The 18,686-nt window shown below is 70.2% G+C and carries 13 protein-coding genes; 9 read left to right on the top strand and 4 right to left on the bottom strand.

The window, feature by feature from the left end:
* Positions 1-50: 50 nt before the first annotated feature.
* Positions 51-3,068, top strand: a complete 3,018-nt coding sequence (gene uvrA, locus BFN33_RS28795) for an excinuclease ABC subunit UvrA (RefSeq protein WP_069763059.1) — start codon at positions 51-53, stop codon at positions 3,066-3,068.
* Between the two features lie 185 nt (positions 3,069-3,253).
* On the opposite strand, the gene BFN33_RS28790 is transcribed toward uvrA, so the two are convergent.
* The 4 genes from BFN33_RS28790 to BFN33_RS54610 form a co-directional block, all read right to left on the bottom strand.
* The gene (locus BFN33_RS28790) at positions 3,254-4,165 is read right to left on the bottom strand and encodes a carbohydrate kinase (RefSeq protein ID WP_069763058.1); all 912 of its coding nucleotides are present in this window, start codon (positions 4,163-4,165) and stop codon (positions 3,254-3,256) included.
* Positions 4,162-5,382 carry a LacI family DNA-binding transcriptional regulator gene (locus BFN33_RS28785; protein WP_069763057.1) on the bottom strand — a complete coding sequence of 407 codons (1,221 nt, stop codon included), beginning with the start codon at positions 5,380-5,382 and terminating at the stop codon, positions 4,162-4,164. The genes BFN33_RS28790 and BFN33_RS28785 overlap by 4 nt, the downstream gene beginning before the upstream one ends.
* A gap of 135 nt (positions 5,383-5,517) precedes the next feature.
* Positions 5,518-6,474, bottom strand: coding sequence for a hypothetical protein (locus BFN33_RS28780; RefSeq protein WP_069763056.1), 957 nt, complete (start codon positions 6,472-6,474; stop codon positions 5,518-5,520).
* 213 nt (positions 6,475-6,687) lie between these two features.
* Complete coding sequence (locus tag BFN33_RS54610; protein WP_256122894.1) at positions 6,688-7,176, bottom strand: response regulator; 489 nt, start codon at positions 7,174-7,176, stop codon at positions 6,688-6,690.
* Here BFN33_RS54610 and uvrC point away from each other — a divergent pair.
* The 8 genes from uvrC (at position 7,175) to tpiA (ending at position 18,682) form a co-directional block, all read left to right on the top strand.
* On the top strand, positions 7,175-9,229 hold the full coding sequence (uvrC, locus tag BFN33_RS28770) for an excinuclease ABC subunit UvrC (RefSeq protein WP_069763055.1): 2,055 nt from the start codon (positions 7,175-7,177) through the stop codon (positions 9,227-9,229). The genes BFN33_RS54610 and uvrC overlap by 2 nt on opposite strands.
* The gene (rapZ, locus tag BFN33_RS28765) at positions 9,226-10,185 is read left to right on the top strand and encodes an RNase adapter RapZ (RefSeq protein WP_069763054.1); all 960 of its coding nucleotides are present in this window, start codon (positions 9,226-9,228) and stop codon (positions 10,183-10,185) included. The genes uvrC and rapZ overlap by 4 nt, the downstream gene beginning before the upstream one ends.
* Positions 10,182-11,249 (top strand): uridine diphosphate-N-acetylglucosamine-binding protein YvcK, encoded by a 1,068-nt coding sequence (gene yvcK / locus BFN33_RS28760; RefSeq protein WP_069763053.1) that lies wholly within the window; start codon positions 10,182-10,184, stop codon positions 11,247-11,249. The genes rapZ and yvcK overlap by 4 nt, the downstream gene beginning before the upstream one ends.
* On the top strand, positions 11,240-12,229 hold the full coding sequence (whiA, locus tag BFN33_RS28755; protein WP_069763052.1) for a DNA-binding protein WhiA: 990 nt from the start codon (positions 11,240-11,242) through the stop codon (positions 12,227-12,229). Before yvcK ends, whiA begins: the two co-directional genes overlap by 10 nt.
* Positions 12,230-12,375: 146 nt before the next feature.
* The gene (locus tag BFN33_RS28750; protein ID WP_069763051.1) at positions 12,376-15,327 is read left to right on the top strand and encodes a M14 family metallopeptidase; all 2,952 of its coding nucleotides are present in this window, start codon (positions 12,376-12,378) and stop codon (positions 15,325-15,327) included.
* A 213-nt stretch (positions 15,328-15,540) separates the two neighbouring features.
* Positions 15,541-16,551 (top strand): type I glyceraldehyde-3-phosphate dehydrogenase, encoded by a 1,011-nt coding sequence (gene gap, locus BFN33_RS28745; RefSeq protein WP_069763050.1) that lies wholly within the window; start codon positions 15,541-15,543, stop codon positions 16,549-16,551.
* Positions 16,552-16,673: 122 nt separating this feature from the next.
* Entirely contained in the window at positions 16,674-17,885 is a 1,212-nt protein-coding gene (pgk, locus tag BFN33_RS28740) for a phosphoglycerate kinase (RefSeq protein ID WP_069763049.1), read from the top strand.
* A gap of 41 nt (positions 17,886-17,926) precedes the next feature.
* The gene (gene tpiA, locus BFN33_RS28735; protein WP_069763048.1) at positions 17,927-18,682 is read left to right on the top strand and encodes a triose-phosphate isomerase; all 756 of its coding nucleotides are present in this window, start codon (positions 17,927-17,929) and stop codon (positions 18,680-18,682) included.
* Positions 18,683-18,686 lie beyond the last annotated feature (4 nt).

Below are 18,686 nucleotides of genomic sequence, written 5' to 3'. Positions count from 1 at the left end.
GGGGCCCCGCCCCTGTCACTCCTCTCAAGCCAAGAAAGGTGCGGACCGGCGTGGCCGACCGTCTCATCGTCCGTGGCGCGCGCGAGCACAACCTGAAGAACGTCTCGCTCGACCTGCCTCGCGACTCGCTCATCGTCTTCACGGGCCTGTCCGGGTCGGGCAAGTCCTCCCTGGCCTTCGACACCATCTTCGCCGAGGGCCAGCGTCGCTACGTGGAGTCGCTCTCCTCGTACGCCCGCCAGTTCCTCGGCCAGATGGACAAGCCCGATGTCGACTTCATCGAGGGCCTCTCGCCCGCGGTCTCCATCGACCAGAAGTCGACCTCGCGCAACCCGCGCTCGACGGTCGGCACCATCACCGAGGTCTACGACTACCTGCGCCTGCTCTTCGCGCGCATCGGCAAGCCGCACTGCCCTGAGTGCGGCCGCCCGATCTCGCGCCAGTCGCCGCAGGCCATCGTCGACAAGGTCCTGGAGCTGCCGGAGGGGAGCCGCTTCCAGGTGCTCTCGCCGCTGGTGCGCGAGCGCAAGGGAGAGTTCGTCGATCTCTTCGCGGACCTCCAGACCAAGGGTTACAGCCGTGCGCGCGTGGATGGCGAGACCATCCAGCTCTCCAACCCGCCCACGCTGAAGAAGCAGGAGAAGCACACCATCGAGGTGGTCATCGACCGCCTCACGGTGAAGGAGTCCGCCAAGCGCCGTCTCACCGACTCGGTGGAGACCGCCCTCGGCCTCGCCGGCGGCATGGTCGTGCTCGACTTCGTCGACCTCCCCGAGGACGACCCCGAGCGTGAGCGCATGTTCTCGGAGCACCTGTACTGCACGTACGACGACCTGTCCTTCGAGGAGCTGGAGCCCCGCTCCTTCTCCTTCAACTCGCCCTTCGGCGCCTGCCCCGACTGCTCCGGCATCGGCACGCGCATGGAGGTCGACCCCGAGCTGATCGTCCCCGACGAGGACAAGTCCCTCGACGAGGGCGCCATCCACCCCTGGTCGCACGGCCACACCAAGGACTACTTCGGCCGTCTGATCGGCGCCCTCGCGGACGCGCTGGGCTTCCGGACGGACATCCCCTTCGCCGGGCTGCCGCAGCGTGCCAGGAAGGCCCTGCTGTACGGCCACAAGACCCAGATCGAGGTCCGCTACCGCAACCGGTACGGCCGCGAGCGGGTCTACACGACGCCCTTCGAGGGTGCCGTGCCCTTCGTCAAGCGCCGGCACAGCGAGTCCGAGAGCGACGCCAGCCGCGAGCGCTTCGAGGGCTACATGCGCGAGGTGCCCTGCCCCACCTGTGAGGGCACCCGTCTCAAGCCGCTCGTCCTCGCGGTCACCGTCATGGGCAAGTCGATCGCCGAGGTCTCCGGCATGTCCATCAGCGACTGCGCGGAATTCCTGGGTGAGCTGAAGCTCAGCGCCCGTGACAAGAAGATCGCCGAGCGGGTGCTCAAGGAGGTCAACGAACGGCTGAAGTTCCTGGTCGACGTAGGCCTGGACTACCTCTCGCTGAACCGCGCGGCCGGCACCCTGTCCGGCGGCGAGGCCCAGCGCATCCGTCTGGCCACCCAGATCGGCTCCGGACTCGTCGGCGTCCTGTACGTCCTCGACGAGCCGTCCATCGGCCTGCACCAGCGCGACAACCACCGGCTGATCGAGACCCTGGTCCGGCTGCGCGACATGGGCAACACGCTCATCGTCGTCGAGCACGACGAGGACACCATCAAGGTCGCCGACTGGATCGTCGACATCGGCCCCGGCGCGGGCGAGCACGGCGGCAAGGTCGTGCACAGCGGCTCCCTGAAGGAGTTGCTCGCCAACGCCGAGTCGGAGACGGGCCAGTACCTGTCGGGCAAGAAGGCCATCCCGCTGCCCGACATCCGTCGCCCCCTGGACCCGTCCCGGAAGCTCACGGTGCACGGAGCCCGCGAGAACAACCTCCAGGACATCGACGTGTCCTTCCCGCTGGGCGTGTTCACCGCGGTCACCGGCGTCTCGGGCTCCGGCAAGTCGACCCTGGTCAACGACATCCTGTACACGCACCTGGCGCGCGAGCTCAACGGCGCCAGGAGCGTCCCGGGCCGGCACACGCGCGTGGACGGCGACGACCTCGTCGACAAGGTTGTGCACGTCGACCAGTCGCCCATCGGCCGCACCCCGCGATCGAACCCGGCGACGTACACCGGCGTCTTCGACCACGTCCGCAAGCTGTTCGCCGAGACCACCGAGGCGAAGGTCCGCGGCTACATGCCCGGCCGCTTCTCCTTCAACGTCAAGGGCGGCCGCTGCGAGAACTGCGCGGGCGACGGCACCATCAAGATCGAGATGAACTTCCTCCCGGACGTCTACGTCCCGTGCGAGGTCTGCCACGGCGCCCGCTACAACCGGGAGACCCTGGAGGTCCACTACAAGGGCAAGTCCATCGCCGACGTCCTGAACATGCCGATCGAGGAGGCGACGGAGTTCTTCGAGGCCGTCCCCGCGATCGCCCGCCACCTCAACACTCTCAAGGACGTCGGTCTCGGCTACGTCCGTCTCGGCCAGGCCGCGACCACCCTGTCCGGCGGCGAGGCCCAGCGCGTGAAGCTCGCCAGCGAGCTCCAGAAGCGGTCCACCGGCCGTACGGTCTACGTCCTGGACGAGCCGACCACCGGTCTGCACTTCGAGGACATCAGCAAGCTGCTGAAGGTCCTGTCCGGCCTGGTCGACAAGGGCAACACCGTCATCGTCATCGAGCACAACCTCGATGTGATCAAGACGGCCGACTGGGTCGTCGACATGGGCCCCGAGGGCGGCGCGGGCGGCGGACTCGTCGTCGCCGAGGGCACCCCGGAGGAGGTCGCCGGAGTCCCGGCCAGCCACACCGGCAAGTTCCTCAGGGAGATCCTCGGCGCCGACCGGATCAGCGACGGGGCCGCGGTGAAGGCCCCGCGCAAGGCACCGGCCAGGAAGACGGCGGCGGCGAAGAAGACGGTCGCCGCCAAGTCGACGGCGAAGAAGACGGCGACGGCCAGGACGACGACAACCGAGAAGGCCGCGCCCGCCAAGAAGGCGACCCGGGCCCGCAAGGCCTGAGACACCGGACCGGCGGGCCGAGCACATCCGGAGAAGACACGCAGCGAGCGGTGCCCCGCGGGAACTCCCCGCGGGGCACCGCTCGTTCCGGCGCGCCCAGTTCGTCGAGCTGCGGGCGCTACTCCGTCGCCAGCCCCTGGGCCGACGTACCGCCCCGCGCCGACCGATACGGGTCTCGTCAGTGCCTACAGTCCGCCGAGTTCGGACGCGTACGGCGGCTGCGCCCCCGCCCGTGAGCAGGTGATCGCGGCCGCGCGTGCCGCGAACCGCAGCAGCCGGGTCCAGTCCTCGACGCCCAAATCCGCGAGCGCCGCCGGGGACAGCGCGTCGAGGGCGCCCAGGCCGTGCAGCAGGGCCGCGTTCACGGTGTCGCCGGCGCCGATGGTGTCCACGACGTCGACCTTCTCGCCCGGCACGGCAAGCACCGCCCCGTCCCGCGTGAACACGGTCAGCCCGTCACCGCCATGGGTGACCACGACGGCCGAGGGCCCCGAGGCCAGCCACTCGCGAGGGGTGCCGCCCAGCCACAGCGCGTCCTCCTCGGAGAGCTTGAGCAGCGAGACCGACGGCAGCCAGCTCTTGAAGCGGGCCCGGTAGGCGTCCGCGTCGGGGATCAGCCCGGCACGGATGTTCGGGTCGAGGGCGGTGAACACACCCTGCGCCGCCGCGGTCCGCAGCAGTTCCTCGTAGGCGCTCGCCCCCGGTTCCAGGACGAGCGAGCAGGTGCCGAAGGACACCGCACGCGTGTCGGCGGGGAGTGCGGCGGGGGCGGCGAAGAGGCGGTCGGCGGTGCCGTCGACGTAGAAGGAGTAGGCGGCTGAGCCCTTGGTGTCGATCGTGGCGACGGCGAGCGTGGTGGGTTCCGCACCGCGCTGCACGGGGGACACGTCCACCCCGGCCTCCCGCAGCCCGTCGAGCAGGGCCTCCCCGAAGGCGTCGAGCGAGGTGCGGGAGCAGAAGGCGGTGGGGGAGCCGAGCCGGCCCAGGGCCACGGCGGTGTTGTAGGGACCACCGCCGAGCGCCGGCGTGAGGCTCGCGAGGGCGCCCCTGCCCTGCGGTACCAGGTCGATCAGGGCCTCACCGGCGACGACGATCACGAGACGTTTCCTTTCTCGAACTGCGAGGGCTGGGAAGGCTGAGAGGGATGGGAGGTCTGGGAGGTCTGGAAGGACTGGGACGACCGCGATGACCGCCCCCGCTCCCCGGAGTCGGGACAACCGCACGACGTGCGGTGGACGAACGTGCAGTCGAGGCGCACGGTCCGGGCGGGCCGGTCCGGCGCGGCGAGGCGTTCCAGGAGCACACGGACCGCCTGTGCGCCGATCTCCCTGCTGGGCTGGGCGATCGCGGTGAGCCGGGGCGAGAACAGGTCGGCCCAGGCGAAGTCGTCGAAGCAGCACAGGGCGAGGTCGTCCGGTACCGACAGACCGCGGTCCCGCAGGGCGCGCAGCGCGCCGATGGTCATGGCGTTGTTGGCGGTGACGAGGGCGGTGGGCGGTGCGGCGAGGGAGAGCAGGGCGGCGGTGGCCCGTTCGGCTCCGGCCGACTCGGAGTCGCCGTGGACGACGAGGTCGTCGTCGTAGGGGAGACGGGTGGTGGTGAGGCCCTGGCGGTATCCGGTGATCCGTTCGGCGGTGGTGCTCAGCCCGGGCCGGCCCGCCACCAGGCCGATGCGCCGGTGGCCGAGTCCGGCGAGATGGGTGACCAGCCGCGCCATCGGCCCGGTGTTCTCGGCGCAGACCTGGTCGAACCGCTGCGGGCCGCCCGCCGGGTCCTCGACCACACCCTCGGTCACTCCGCCGACCACACCTTCGGTCACTCCGCCGACCGCACCGCCGACCGTACCGGTCACACCGTCGATCACTCCGTCGATCACCCGGTCGAGGAACACCGTCGGGACCCGGTGGCGCCCGAGATAGGAGACGAGCTCGCGCGGGTCCGCCGACGGCGCGACGATCATGCCGTCCACGCGCCTCTCGTGCAGCAGCTGGACGACCTTGCACTCGTGGTCGGGGTCGTCGTGCGGATCGGCGATGAGCAGGCTGTAGCCGTGTTCCAGCGCACCCGCCTCGACGCCCTGGAGAATCTCCGTGAAGTACGGGTTGCTGATCGCCGACACCGCGAGCCCGATGGAGCGGGTGCGGGAGGTCACCAGGGAGCGGGCGAGGGTGTTGGGGGTGTAGCCGAGCTCGTCGACGGCGTCCAGCACGGCCTGGCGGGTGTGGGGCAGGACCGGCCGGGTGCCGTTGAGGACGTGCGAGACGGTCGCCACGGACACACCCGCGCTGCGTGCCACGTCGGCCATGGTCGGCATCGGGTTCCCCTCCCACAAGGACGCCCAGGGGGCACCGGAACGGCGGCCCACGGCCCGGAAGGTATCCCATTCGACAGCGGACGTAAACGATTGCGCAAGCGTTTACGTGCAGTCACCGACCTGACGGCGCCCCGCTCACTCCCAGTCCCACCCGATCCCCACGACCCCCGATCGCACCCGCTGCTCGACGAGGTGCACCGAGTGGTGGTGGCCGGTGAGGGCCAGTTCCTGGCGGCCGCTGCGGGGGGCTGCGGGGGAGTGCTGGGCGAAGCGGTGGCAGCGCAGGGGCAGGGCGTTCGCGTCGAAGCGGACCTGGAGCGCGTACTGGCCGCCCGGTGAGCCGAAGCCGCGGACGTACTCGCGGGACACTCCGGCCGTGCCGTCCTCGACGCCGTAGCGGAACAGGAAGGTGTCACCCGCGCGCAGCCTGGCGTCGAGGAGCAGCTCGGCGACGAGCACCCCCGTGTCGTGGTGCGAACGGACGCGTCCCGTACGGCAGTTCTCCAGGGCGTGCACGGTCATGAGCTCCGGCCTGCACCCCGGGTCGCCGTGGTGGACGGCCATGAAACGGTCTACGCCGTCACGGTGGGCGCGCACGATGTGGTGCGACTCGCGGCCGCGCAGCTCGCGGCGCGCCCCTATGTCTATTCGCTCGTGGTGGCCGAGAGTGTGCAGCCCCCCGTCGGGCGGCGAGTCCAGCTCGCCCAGCAGCTGTACGAGGACGTCCGAGGCCGCGAGGAGGGAGCGGTAGGAACGGGCCGCGGGCTGCACGGCGCCCGACCGGTCGTCGTGCTCGGCGAGCAGCCGGATCAGCGACTCCTCCGGCAGCTGCAGGATCTCCTCCAGCGCCCGTACGGCCCGCAGCGACTCGGGACGCTGCGGGCGCCGGGCACCCTGCTGCCAGTAACTCAGGCTGGTGACGCCCACCCTGACCCCGTACCGCGTCAGATGGTGCTGGACGCGCTGCAGCGGCAGCCCCCGGGCGGCGATCGCGGCGCGCAGTGCGACGTGGAAGGGGCCGCCTCGCAGGGCCGTGTCCAGTTCCGCGTCGGCGACGGTCGCGACGTCCGCGTGCTGTGTGGCGTGCGGCATGCAGGGGCCTTTCTGTACAGGTCCGGGCGGCTGGTCAGGCCGTTCGTGAGGGTGCGTCGGGGCTGTCCGCGGCAGTGCCGAAAGGAGGCTTCACATCCGTACGCCGTCGTTCCCGGCCCCGAGTTCCTCCGCATTGAAGCGTGTTGACCAAGTCCCGACAACACCTGTCGCCGAACGATGGCGCACTCCCGGCCGGACGGCGGCCCCTCCGTTTCAGGTCGGCAGGGCCTCCCCGTCGCCGCCCAGCAACTCCCTGATCGCCCGCGCCGACAGCGCCGACTTGGGCAGAAAGCCGCGCGCCGGACTGCCGGCGACCAGCTCCTGGACATCGTCCAGCGCGTGCGTGGAGATCAGGATGATGACGCAGGAGACACTGCGGGCCAGCTCCACCCCGACGTCGAATCCGCTCTCGCCGTCGAGGTCGAGATCGACCAGGACGACGTCCGTGGTCAGCTCCGCGGCCCGTGCGAGAGCCTCGGTACCCGACAGTGCGACGCGGACGACATATCCCGTCGCGTTCCAGCAGACTCCGCGCGGTCGGTCAGGTCCAGCGTGATCGTCGAGGCCGGCACCCCCGCCGGGTACGCCCGCGTCCGGACAGGCCGCTGACCCGGCCTCTCCGTCAGGATCCGCCCGACAGACCCTGCCCGTTGTCCACAGGCTCACCGGAGTGTCAGCCCTCGCCAGTAGGGTGTGAGACATGGCCGACCCCTCCAGCTACCGCCCCAAACCAGGGGAGATCCCGGACACTCCCGGGGTGTACAGGTTCCGCGACGAGCACCGCCGGGTGATCTACGTCGGAAAGGCGAAAAGCCTGCGCCAGCGCCTGGCGAACTACTTCCAGGACCTGGCGAGCCTGCACCCCCGCACCCGCACCATGGTGACCACGGCCGCGTCCGTGGAGTGGACGGTGGTGTCCACGGAGGTCGAGGCCCTCCAGCTGGAGTACTCCTGGATCAAGGAGTTCGACCCCCGGTTCAACGTCAAGTACCGCGACGACAAGAGCTACCCGTACCTCGCGGTGACGATGAACGAGGAATTCCCGCGCGTGCAGGTGATGCGCGGCCAGAAGCGCAAGGGCGTCAGGTACTTCGGGCCGTACGGGCACGCGTGGGCGATCCGCGACACCGTCGACCTCCTCCTGCGCGTCTTCCCGGTCCGCACCTGCTCCGCCGGCGTCTTCAAGAACGCCGCCCGCACCGGCCGCCCCTGCCTCCTCGGCTACATCGGCAAGTGCTCGGCGCCCTGTGTCGACCGCGTCTCCGCCGACGAACACCGCGACCTGGCCGAGGACTTCTGCGACTTCATGGCCGGCCGTACCGGCACCTACATCCGCCGTCTCGAGCAGCAGATGAAGGACGCGGCCGAGGAGATGGAGTACGAGCGGGCGGCTCGCCTGCGCGACGACATCGGGGCCCTGAAGAAGGCCATGGAAAAGAGCGCGGTGGTGCTCGCCGACGCGACCGACGCCGACCTGATCGCGGTCGCCGAGGACGAGCTGGAGGCCGCTGTCCAGATCTTCCACGTGCGCGGCGGACGGGTCCGGGGCCAGCGCGGCTGGGTCACCGACAAGGTCGAGGAGATCACCACCGGCGCCCTCGTCGAGCATGCCCTGCAGCAGCTCTACGGCGAGGAGAAGGGCGACTCGGTCCCCAAGGAGGTCCTCGTCCCGGCCCTGCCCGACCCGGTCGAGCCGGTCCAGGAGTGGCTGACCGAGCGCCGCGGCTCGGCTGTCTCCCTGCGCATCCCGCAGCGCGGCGACAAGAAGGCCCTCATGGAGACCGTGCAGCGCAACGCCCTCCAGGCGCTCGGCCTGCACAAGACCAAGCGCGCCTCCGACCTGACCACGCGCTCGCGTGCCCTGGAGGAGATCGCCGAGGCCCTCGACCTGGACAGCGCGCCCCTGCGGATCGAGTGCTACGACATCTCCCACCTCCAGGGCGACGACGTGGTCGCCTCCATGGTCGTCTTCGAGGACGGACTCCAGCGCAAGAGCGAGTACCGCCGTTTCCAGATCAAGGGCTTCGCCGGGCAGGACGACGTCCGGTCCATGCACGAGGTGATCTCCCGCCGGTTCCGGCGCTATCTCGCCGAGAAGGAGAAGACGGGCGAGTGGGTGGACGACCTTCCTGAGGAGGGCACCACCGAGAGCGGCCTCAAGGACGACGACGGCCGCCCCAAGAAGTTCGCCTACCCGCCCCAGCTCGTCGTCGTCGACGGCGGACAGCCCCAGGTCGCCGCCGCCAAGAAGGCCCTGGACGAGCTCGGCATCGACGACATCGCCGTCTGCGGCCTCGCCAAGCGCCTGGAGGAGGTCTGGCTGCCGGACGACGACGACCCGGTCGTGCTGCCCCGCACCAGCGAAGGCCTGTACCTTCTGCAGCGGGTCCGTGACGAGGCCCACCGCTTCGCGATCACCTACCAGCGCACCAAGCGGGCCCAGCGCTTCCGGTCGAGCCCGCTCGACGACGTCCCCGGGCTCGGGGACACGCGCAAGCAGGCCCTGCTGAAACATTTCGGGTCCTTGAAGAAACTACGATCCGCCACCATCGACCAGATCTGCGAGGTCCCCGGCATAGGCCGCAAGACGGCCGAGACGATCGCCGTGGCCCTCGCCCAGGCGGCCCCGGCCGCGCCCGCCGTCAACACGGCGACTGGAGAGATCATGGATGAGGAGGAACCCGGCACCACGGGTTCCGGTGGGGAACCCGTGACGGCGGGTGCCCCGGACGAACGACGGGGGCAGGAGACATGAATGTGAACGAGCACGAAGAACAACAGGACCAGGGCGCAGAGGACGCACAGGCGAGTGCGGGCGCGCCCGCCGACGCGGCCGGAGTTCCCGAGGCGGCCATCCCCGAGCTGGTGATCATCTCCGGGATGTCCGGCGCCGGGCGCTCGACCGCCGCGAAGTGTCTCGAGGACCTCGGCTGGTTCGTCGTCGACAACCTCCCGCCCGCGCTGATCCCCACCATGGTGGAGCTCGGCGCCCGCTCCCAGGGCAACGTCGCGCGGATCGCCGTGGTCGTCGACGTCCGCGGCCGGCGCTTCTTCGACAACCTCCGCGAATCCCTCGCCGACCTGGCGGCCAAGCACGTCACCCGGCGGATCGTCTTCCTGGAGTCCTCCGACGAGGCCCTGGTGCGCCGCTTCGAGTCCGTGCGCCGCCCGCACCCGCTCCAGGGTGACGGCCGCATCGTCGACGGCATCGACGCCGAGCGCGAGCTTCTGCGCGAGCTGCGCGGCGACGCCGACCTGGTCATCGACACCTCCAGCCTCAATGTGCACGAGCTGCGCGCCAAGATGGACGCCCAGTTCGCCGGCGAGGAGGAGCCCGAGCTCAGGGCCACCGTCATGTCCTTCGGCTTCAAGTACGGTCTCCCGGTCGACGCCGACCTGGTCGCGGACATGCGGTTCCTGCCCAACCCGCACTGGGTCCCGGAGCTGCGCCCCTTCACCGGCCTCAACGAGGAGGTGTCGGCGTACGTCTTCAACCAGCCCGGCGCCAAGGAGTTCCTCGACCGCTACGCCGAGCTGCTGCGCCTCATCGCGGCCGGCTACCGCCGCGAGGGCAAGCGGTACGTGACCATCGCCATCGGCTGCACCGGCGGCAAGCACCGCTCGGTCGCCACGTCGGAGAAGCTCGCCGCGCGCCTCGCGGCCGAGGGTGTGGAGACGGTGGTCGTACACCGGGACATGGGACGGGAATGACCGCACGTAGTCCGCGGCTGAGCAGGCTGCGCAGGGTCGTTCCCGAAGGGCGCGCGACCCGGCCCGTCGAGGCCAGGGGGGCAAGACCCCGTCGGCGCGGCGCCCAGCCCAAGGTGGTCGCGCTCGGCGGCGGCATGGGCCTGTCCGCCTCACTCGCCGCACTGCGCCGGATCACCGGCGACCTCACCGCCGTCGTCACCGTGGCCGACGACGGCGGCTCCAGTGGGCGCCTGCGCGACGAGCTGGGCGTCCTGCCGCCCGGCGACCTGCGCAAGGCGCTGGCCGCGCTGTGCGGCGACGACGACTGGGGCCAGACCTGGGCCCGGGTCATCCAGCACCGCTTCCAGTCCAAGGGCGACCTGCACGAACACGCGGTCGGCAACCTGCTCATCGTCGCCCTGTGGGAGCAGCTCGGCGACCATGTCCAGGCCCTCGACCTGGTCGGCAGACTCCTCGGCGCACACGGACGCGTGCTGCCCATGTCCGCCGTACCCCTGGAGCTCCAGGCCCTGGTCAAGGGGCACGACCCGGACCGGCCCGAGGACGTGGAGACCGTACGGGGACAGGCGACCGTGGCCCTGACCCCGGGCGAGGTGCAGTCGGTGCACGTCGTGCCGCCCGACCCGCCCGCGGTCCCCGAGGCGGTGGAGGCGGTCCGGGACGCGGACTGGGTGGTCCTCGGACCGGGCTCGTGGTTCTCCTCGGTCATCCCGCATCTGCTGGTGCCCGAACTCCTGGACGCCCTCACCGAGACGAAGGCGCGCCGGGTACTCTCCCTGAACCTCGCACCGCAGCCGGGAGAAACCGATGGCTTCTCCCCGCAGCGTCATTTGGAGGTTTTGGGACGACACGCCCCTAAACTCGCCCTGGACGTGGTGCTGGCCGACCAGGCCGCCGTGCCCGACCGCGATTCCCTGACCGATGCCGCCAAGCGGTTCGGCGCCGCGGTCGAGCTGGCGCCGGTGGCCCGGCCCGACGGGACCCCGAGGCACGACCCGGAGCTGTTGGCCGCCGCGTACGACCGTATTTTTCGGATGCATGGAAGGATCGGCCCATGGCGATGACGGCAGCGGTGAAGGACGAGATCTCCCGGCTCCCCGTCACCCGGACCTGCTGCAGAAAGGCGGAGGTCTCCGCCGTCCTGCGGTTCGCCGGCGGCCTCCACCTGGTGAGCGGGCGCATTGTGATCGAGGCGGAGCTGGACACCGCGATGGCGGCCCGCAGACTCAAGCGGGACATCCTGGAGATCTTCGGCCACACCTCCGAACTGATCGTGATGGCACCGGGCGGACTGCGCCGCGGCTCGCGTTACGTCGTCCGGGTCGTGGCCGGCGGTGACCAGCTGGCCCGCCAGACCGGCCTGGTCGACGGCCGGGGCCGCCCGATCCGGGGGCTCCCCCCGCAGGTCGTCTCCGGCGCCACCTGTGACGCCGAGGCCGCCTGGCGCGGAGCCTTCCTGGCGCACGGCTCGCTCACCGAGCCCGGCCGCTCCTCCTCCCTGGAGGTGACCTGCCCGGGCCCCGAGGCCGCGCTCGCCCTGGTCGGCGCCGCCCGCCGCCTCTCGATCGCCGCCAAGGCCCGCGAGGTCCGCGGCGTGGACCGCGTGGTCGTCAGGGACGGGGACGCGATCGGTGCCCTGCTCACCCGGCTGGGCGCCCACGAGTCGGTGCTCGCCTGGGAGGAGCGCCGGATGCGCCGCGAGGTGCGGGCCACGGCGAACCGTCTCGCCAACTTCGACGACGCCAACCTGCGCCGCTCCGCGCGCGCGGCGGTGGCCGCCGGAGCCCGGGTCCAGCGGGCCCTGGAGATCCTCGCCGACGACGTGCCCGAGCACCTCGCCGCCGCCGGGCGGCTGCGCATGGAGCACAAGCAGGCCTCCCTGGAGGAGCTGGGCGCGCTCGCCGACCCGCCGCTGACCAAGGACGCCGTCGCCGGCCGTATCCGCCGCCTGCTGGCCATGGCCGACAAGCGCGCCTCCGATCTCGGCATTCCGGGCACGGAGTCCAGCATCACCGAGGAGATGGCCGACAACCTGGTCGGCTGACCGTCCCTCACCACGCCGGTGCCGACGCCCACTTGGGGCGTCGGCACCGGCGTTTGCGTATTCGTGAGGCGCCCTTGACTGGAGCGTCAACTGTCATGAGCCTGGCATCTGTTCGCTGCTGTGGCGGACCACCGCAAGGGGGGCTCATGAGACGAAGAGCGAGACCGATCCTCGCCATTGGCGCGCTCCTGCTCGGCGGCGCGGGCATCGCGCCCGTCGCCCAGGCCGCTGAGAGCGCCAGTTCTCCTGATCCGAACGAAGTCAAGGTCTTCCGCGCCGAGGTGACCAGCGGGCAGGTACCCCTGCTGCTGGCGGCCGGGCAGGACGGCCGCGAACTGAGCGAGCAGGTGCCCGCGAAGGGCACCGCGACCGTCGAGGTCTACCTCACCGACCAGGAGGCCGAGAAGCTCGAAGGGCAGGGCGTCGAGCTCACCGAGCACACCCTGACCGCCAAGGCCGAGGCCCGTGTGGACAAGGCCGCGGAGGGCGTGTTCCGGCCGTACAGCGGAAGCGGCGGCCTCCAGGAGGAGATCCTCGCGACGGCCCGGGCCAACCCCGGCCTCACCAAGGTCGTCTCCATCGGCAAGACCGTGAACGGCAAGGACATCCTCGCGCTCAAACTGACCAAGAACGCGAAGAAGTCCAAGGACGGCGCCAAACCCTCCGTCCTCTACATGTCCAACCAGCACGCGCGCGAGTGGATCACGCCGGAGATGACCAGGCGGCTGCTCCACTACTACGTGGACGGTTACAAGACCGACAAGCGCCTCAAGAAGATCGTCGACTCCACCGAGCTGTGGTTCGTCCTGTCGGCCAACCCCGACGGCTACGACTACACCTTCCAGAGCGACGACAACCGCCTGTGGCGCAAGAACCTGCACGACAACAACGCCGACGGCACCATAGGCGTCGGCGACGGCGTCGACCTCAACCGCAACTTCTCCTACAAGTGGGGCTACGACAACGAGGGTTCGTCCCCCAACCCCACCAGCGAGACCTACCGCGGCGCGGCCCCCTCCTCGGAGCCCGAGACCAAGGCCCTGGACGCCTTCGAGAAGCGGATCGGCTTCACCTACGGCATCAACTACCACTCCGCCGCCGAACTCCTCCTCTACGGCGTCGGCTGGCAGGTGGCCACCGACACGCCCGACGACATCATGTACAAGGCGCTCGCCGGCACCCCGGACAACTCCGCGATACCCGGCTACCGTCCGCAGGTCTCCTCGGAGCTGTACACCACCAACGGCGAGGCGGACGGCCACGCGTCGAACGTCAACGGCCTGGCGATGTTCACCCCCGAGATGTCGACCTGCCAGACCGCCTCGGATCTCGACCCGAACGACCAGTGGAACGCGGCGGACTGCCAGTCGGTCTTCAACTTCCCGGACGACGAGAAGCTGATCCAGCAGGAGTTCGAGAAGAACATCCCGTTCGCGCTCTCCGTCGCCGAGTCCGCGGCGGGGCCCGACCAGCCGAAGTCGTCGCTCGGTCTGAAGGCCGCCGACTTCACCCCGAAGCCGTTCACCACGTCCTACGCGCGCGGCGCGGACCAGGAGGTCTCCGTCGTCGTACGCAAGGCGGTGCGCGACAAGGAGCTCAAGTACCGCGTCAACGGCGGCCGTACGAAGGACGAGACGCTCCGGGCCTGGAAGGGCGGCGAGACGTACGGCGGTGAGGACAACCTCTACTTCGACGAGTACCGGGCCAAGGTCGAGGACGCCGACCCGGGCGACAAGGTCGAGGTCTGGTTCACCGGCCGGACGAAGAGCGGAAAGACCGGCTCCAGCGCGCACTTCACCTACACGGTGGCCGAGCGGCCGCGCGCGGACGTGCTCGTGGTCGCCGAGGAGGGCGCGACCGCCACACAGGCGCAGACCTACGTGGACGCCCTCAAGGCGGCCGGCCGCAGGGCGATCGTCTGGAACGTCGCCACGCAGGGCGCGCCCGACGCGCTCGGCGTGCTGGACCACTTCAGGACCGTGGTCCACTACACGGGCGCGACCGTCCCGGGCAACCCCACCCAGCTTCAGCTGCGCGCCTTCCTGAACGAGGGCGGCAAGCTGATCGAGGCCGGCGAGCGGGCCGGCGGCAACGTCGACCTGGGCGGCGGCACCCTGTCGAACGACTTCAGCCAGTACTACCTGGGCGCCTACACGCGTACGACCCTGCCGAGCGCCACGGCCTTCCAGGGCACCGGCAAACTCGCCGGAGCCGGCGCGAGCCTCGGCGCCGCCCCCGGCAACCCGCTGGACGCGGCCGGATCCTTCAGCGTCACCTCGGACAACCTGCCCGCGGCGACCTTCCCGCAGTTCGCGAGCGCGGGAGCCGGCACATACCCCGGCACGCCCAACCCGTACGGACCGTACGAGGGCACGTCCATGGCGGCCGTCACACACAGCGACTACGCCTGGAACCGCCTCACCCGCACCGTCGACCTCACCCAGGTGACCGCCGCGCAGGCGCCCACGCTGCGCACCCGGATGCTGTGGGACACCGAGGAGGGCTACGACCACGCCGTCCTGGAGGCGCACACCGCCGGGGCCGACGACTGGACCACCCTCCCGGAGAAGAACGGTGCGACCACCAACGCCGTACCCGCCGAGTGCGAGGCCGGGTTCTTCATCGCGGCCCACCCCGCGCTCAAGCGGTATCTGACGCAGGGCACCGGCGGCTGCACGGCCTCCGGCACCAGCGGCCAGTGGAACAGTCTCACCGGGGCGTCGGCCGGCTGGCAGGAGGTCTCCTTCGACCTCTCCGCGTACGCGGGCAAGAAGGTCGAGCTGTCCTTCAGCTACATCACCGACCCCGGGTCCGGCGGTCGCGGTGTCCTCCTCGACAACACCTCCGTCGTCGTCGGCGGCCAGGCCGTCGAGACGGAGGGCTTCGAGACCTCGCTCGGCGCGTGGAGCGTGCCCGGGCCACCCGCGGGCAGCCCCGCGGTCGTCAAGGACTGGGGGCGCGCCGGAGAGCTGTTCAAGACGTACGGCGCGGTCACCACGAACGACACCGTGCTGCTGGGCTTCGGCCTGGAGCACGTCACCGCGGCGGCCGACCGTGGCGCTCTCGTCAAGAAGGCCCTCGCCGCCATCGGGGGGTGAACCCGACGTGATCCGCCGTAGTCATTCCGGGTGACCGGAGCTTTCGGTCCGGGGCGGTCCGTACCCCTACTGACGGGTACGGACCGCCCTGCCGTGTATGGGGCATCTCGATGTCACCACGCCGGGCTCAGGGAGGTAGGGTCGGGGTTGGTCGGGGACATCCCATACAGCTCGCCGGTCTCACAACCGGCGTACCAACGAGGAGATCGGTTCGTGACGATCCGCGTAGGCATCAACGGCTTTGGCCGCATCGGTCGTAACTACTTCCGCGCGCTGCTGGAGCAGGGTGCTGACATCGAGATCGTGGCTGTCAACGACCTGGGTGACACCGCGACCACCGCGCACCTGCTGAAGTACGACACCATCCTGGGCCGCCTCAAGGCCGAGGTGTCGCACACCGCCGACACGATCACCGTCGACGGTCACACCATCAAGGTGCTGTCCGAGCGCAACCCGGCCGACATCCCGTGGGGAGAGCTGGGCGTCGACATCGTCGTCGAGTCGACCGGCATCTTCACGAAGAAGGCCGACGCCGAGAAGCACATCGCGGGCGGCGCCAAGAAGGTCCTCATCTCGGCTCCGGCCAAGGACGAGGACATCACCATCGTGATGGGCGTCAACCAGGACAAGTACGAGGCGGCGAACCACCACGTCATCTCCAACGCGTCCTGCACCACCAACTGTGTGGCGCCGATGGCCAAGGTTCTGGACGAGAACTTCGGCATCGTCAAGGGCCTGATGACGACGGTCCACGCGTACACGAACGACCAGCGCATCCTGGACTTCCCGCACTCGGACCTGCGCCGCGCCCGCGCCGCCGCCGAGAACATCATCCCGACCACGACGGGTGCCGCGAAGGCCACCGCCCTGGTCCTGCCGCAGCTCAAGGGCAAGCTGGACGGCATCGCGATGCGCGTCCCGGTCCCGACCGGCTCGGCCACCGACCTGGTCGTGACGCTCCAGCGCGAGGTCACCAAGGACGAGGTCAACGCCGCGTTCAAGAAGGCCTCCGACGACGGCGACCTCAAGGGCTTCCTGACCTACACCGAGGACCCGATCGTCTCCTCGGACATCGTCGGCGACCCGTCGTCCTGCACCTTCGACTCCTCCCTGACCATGGTCCAGGAGGGCAACACGGTGAAGATCCTCGGCTGGTACGACAACGAGTGGGGCTACTCCAACCGCCTCGTCGACCTCACGGTCTTCGTCGGCAACCAGCTCTGATCGACCGATCAGGCACCTAGGTGTGTGAGCAGGGCTCGGGCAGCGCGAGGACGCGTTGCCCGAGCCCTCACTCACGTGATCAGCTTTCGTACGATCCAGAGCCCTCCTCAGGAGTCCCCTTCATGAAGACGATCGACGAACTCCTCGCCGACGGCGTGGCCGGCAAGCGGGTCTTCGTCCGCGCCGACCTCAACGTGCCGCTGTCCGGCACCACCATCACCGACGACGGCCGTATCCGAGCCGTTCTGCCGACCGTGAAGGCCCTCGCCGACGCGGGCGCCCGCGTGGTCGTCGCCTCGCACCTGGGCCGCCCCAAGGGCGTTCCGGACCCGGCCTTCTCCCTCGCCCCGGCGGCCGCCCGCCTCGGTGAACTCCTGGACGCCCCCGTGGAGTTCGCGACCGACACGGTGGGCGAGTCGGCCACCGCCACGGTCGCGGGCCTCGCCGACGGCCAGGTCGCGGTCGTCGAGAACCTCCGCTTCAACGCCGGCGAGACCTCCAAGGACGACGCCGAGCGCGGTGCCTTCGCGGACCAGCTCGCCGCCCTCGCCGATGTCTACGTCGGTGACGGCTTCGGCGCGGTCCACCGCAAGCACGCCTCGGTGTTCGACCTCCCGGCCCGGCTGCCGCACTACGCGGGCCACCTCATCGCCACCGAGGTCGGCGTCCTGAAGAAGCTCACCGACGACGTCAAGCGCCCCTACGTGGTCGTGCTCGGCGGCGCCAAGGTCTCCGACAAGCTCGCCGTCATCGACGAGCTGCTCGGCAAGGCCGACCGCATTCTCATCGGCGGGGGCATGGCCTTCACCTTCCTCAAGGCCAAGGGCCACGAGGTCGGCGCGTCCCTCCTCCAGGAGGACCAGATCCCGGCGGTTCTGGAGTACATCGAGCGCGCCGAGAAGACCGGCGTCGAGCTGGTCCTGCCGGTCGACGCGGTGGTCGCGCCCGCGTTCCCGGACCTGAAGACCAAGGCCCCGGCCGACGCCACCACGGTCGCCGCCGACGCCATCCCCGCCGACCGGATGGGCCTGGACATCGGCCCGGCGTCCGGCAAGCTGTACGCCTCGAAGATCACCGACGCCGCCACCGTCTTCTGGAACGGCCCCATGGGCGTCTTCGAACACCCCGAATTCGCCGAGGGCACCAAGGCGGTCGCCCGGGCTCTCCTCGACTCCTCGGCCTTCACGGTGGTCGGCGGTGGCGACTCCGCCGCTGCCGTCCGCACCCTGGGCTTCGACGAGAACGCATTCGGCCACATCTCGACCGGTGGCGGCGCCTCCCTCGAATACCTCGAGGGCAAGACGCTCCCCGGCCTCGCCGCACTGGAGGACTGACCTACATGGCTCCATCTGTTTCGTCTGGGCGCACGCCGATCATGGCGGGCAACTGGAAGATGAACCTCAACCACCTCGAGGCCATCGCCCACGTCCAGAAGCTCGCCTTCGCCCTCGCGGACAAGGACTACGAGGCCGTCGAGGTCGCCGTCCTGCCGCCCTTCACCGACCTGCGCTCCGTGCAGACCCTGGTCGACGGCGACAAGCTCAAGATCAAGTACGGTGCCCAGGACCTCTCGGCGCACGACTCCGGCGCCTACACCGGCGAGATCTCCGGCTCGATGCTGGCCAAGCTGAAGTGCACGTACGTGGCGATCGGCCACTCCGAGCGCCGTCAGTACCACGCGGAGACCGACGAGATCGTCAACGCCAAGGTCAAGGCGGCCTACAAGCACGGCCTCACCCCGATCCTGTGCGTCGGCGAGGAGCTGGACGTCCGTGAGGCGGGCAACCACGTCTCGCACACCCTCACCCAGGTCGAGGGCGGCCTCAGGGACCTCCCGGCCGAGCAGGCCGAGTCCGTCGTCATCGCCTACGAGCCGGTCTGGGCCATCGGCACCGGCAAGGTCTGCGGCGCGGAGGACGCCCAGGAGGTCTGCGCCGCCATCCGCGGCAAGATCGCCGAGCTGTACTCGCAGGAGCTGGCCGACCAGGTCCGCATCCAGTACGGCGGCTCCGTCAAGGCCGGCAACGTCGCCGAGATCATGGCGCAGGCCGACATCGACGGTGCGCTGGTGGGCGGTGCGTCCCTCGACGCCGAGGAGTTCGTCAAGATCGTGCGCTTCCGGGACCAGTGAGTAG

It is taken from the genome of Streptomyces sp. LUP47B, assembly GCF_001746295.1.
Lineage (GTDB): Bacteria > Actinomycetota > Actinomycetes > Streptomycetales > Streptomycetaceae > Streptomyces.
Note: the sequence above shows the minus strand (reverse complement) of the source record. Positions and strands in the feature narration are given on the sequence as shown.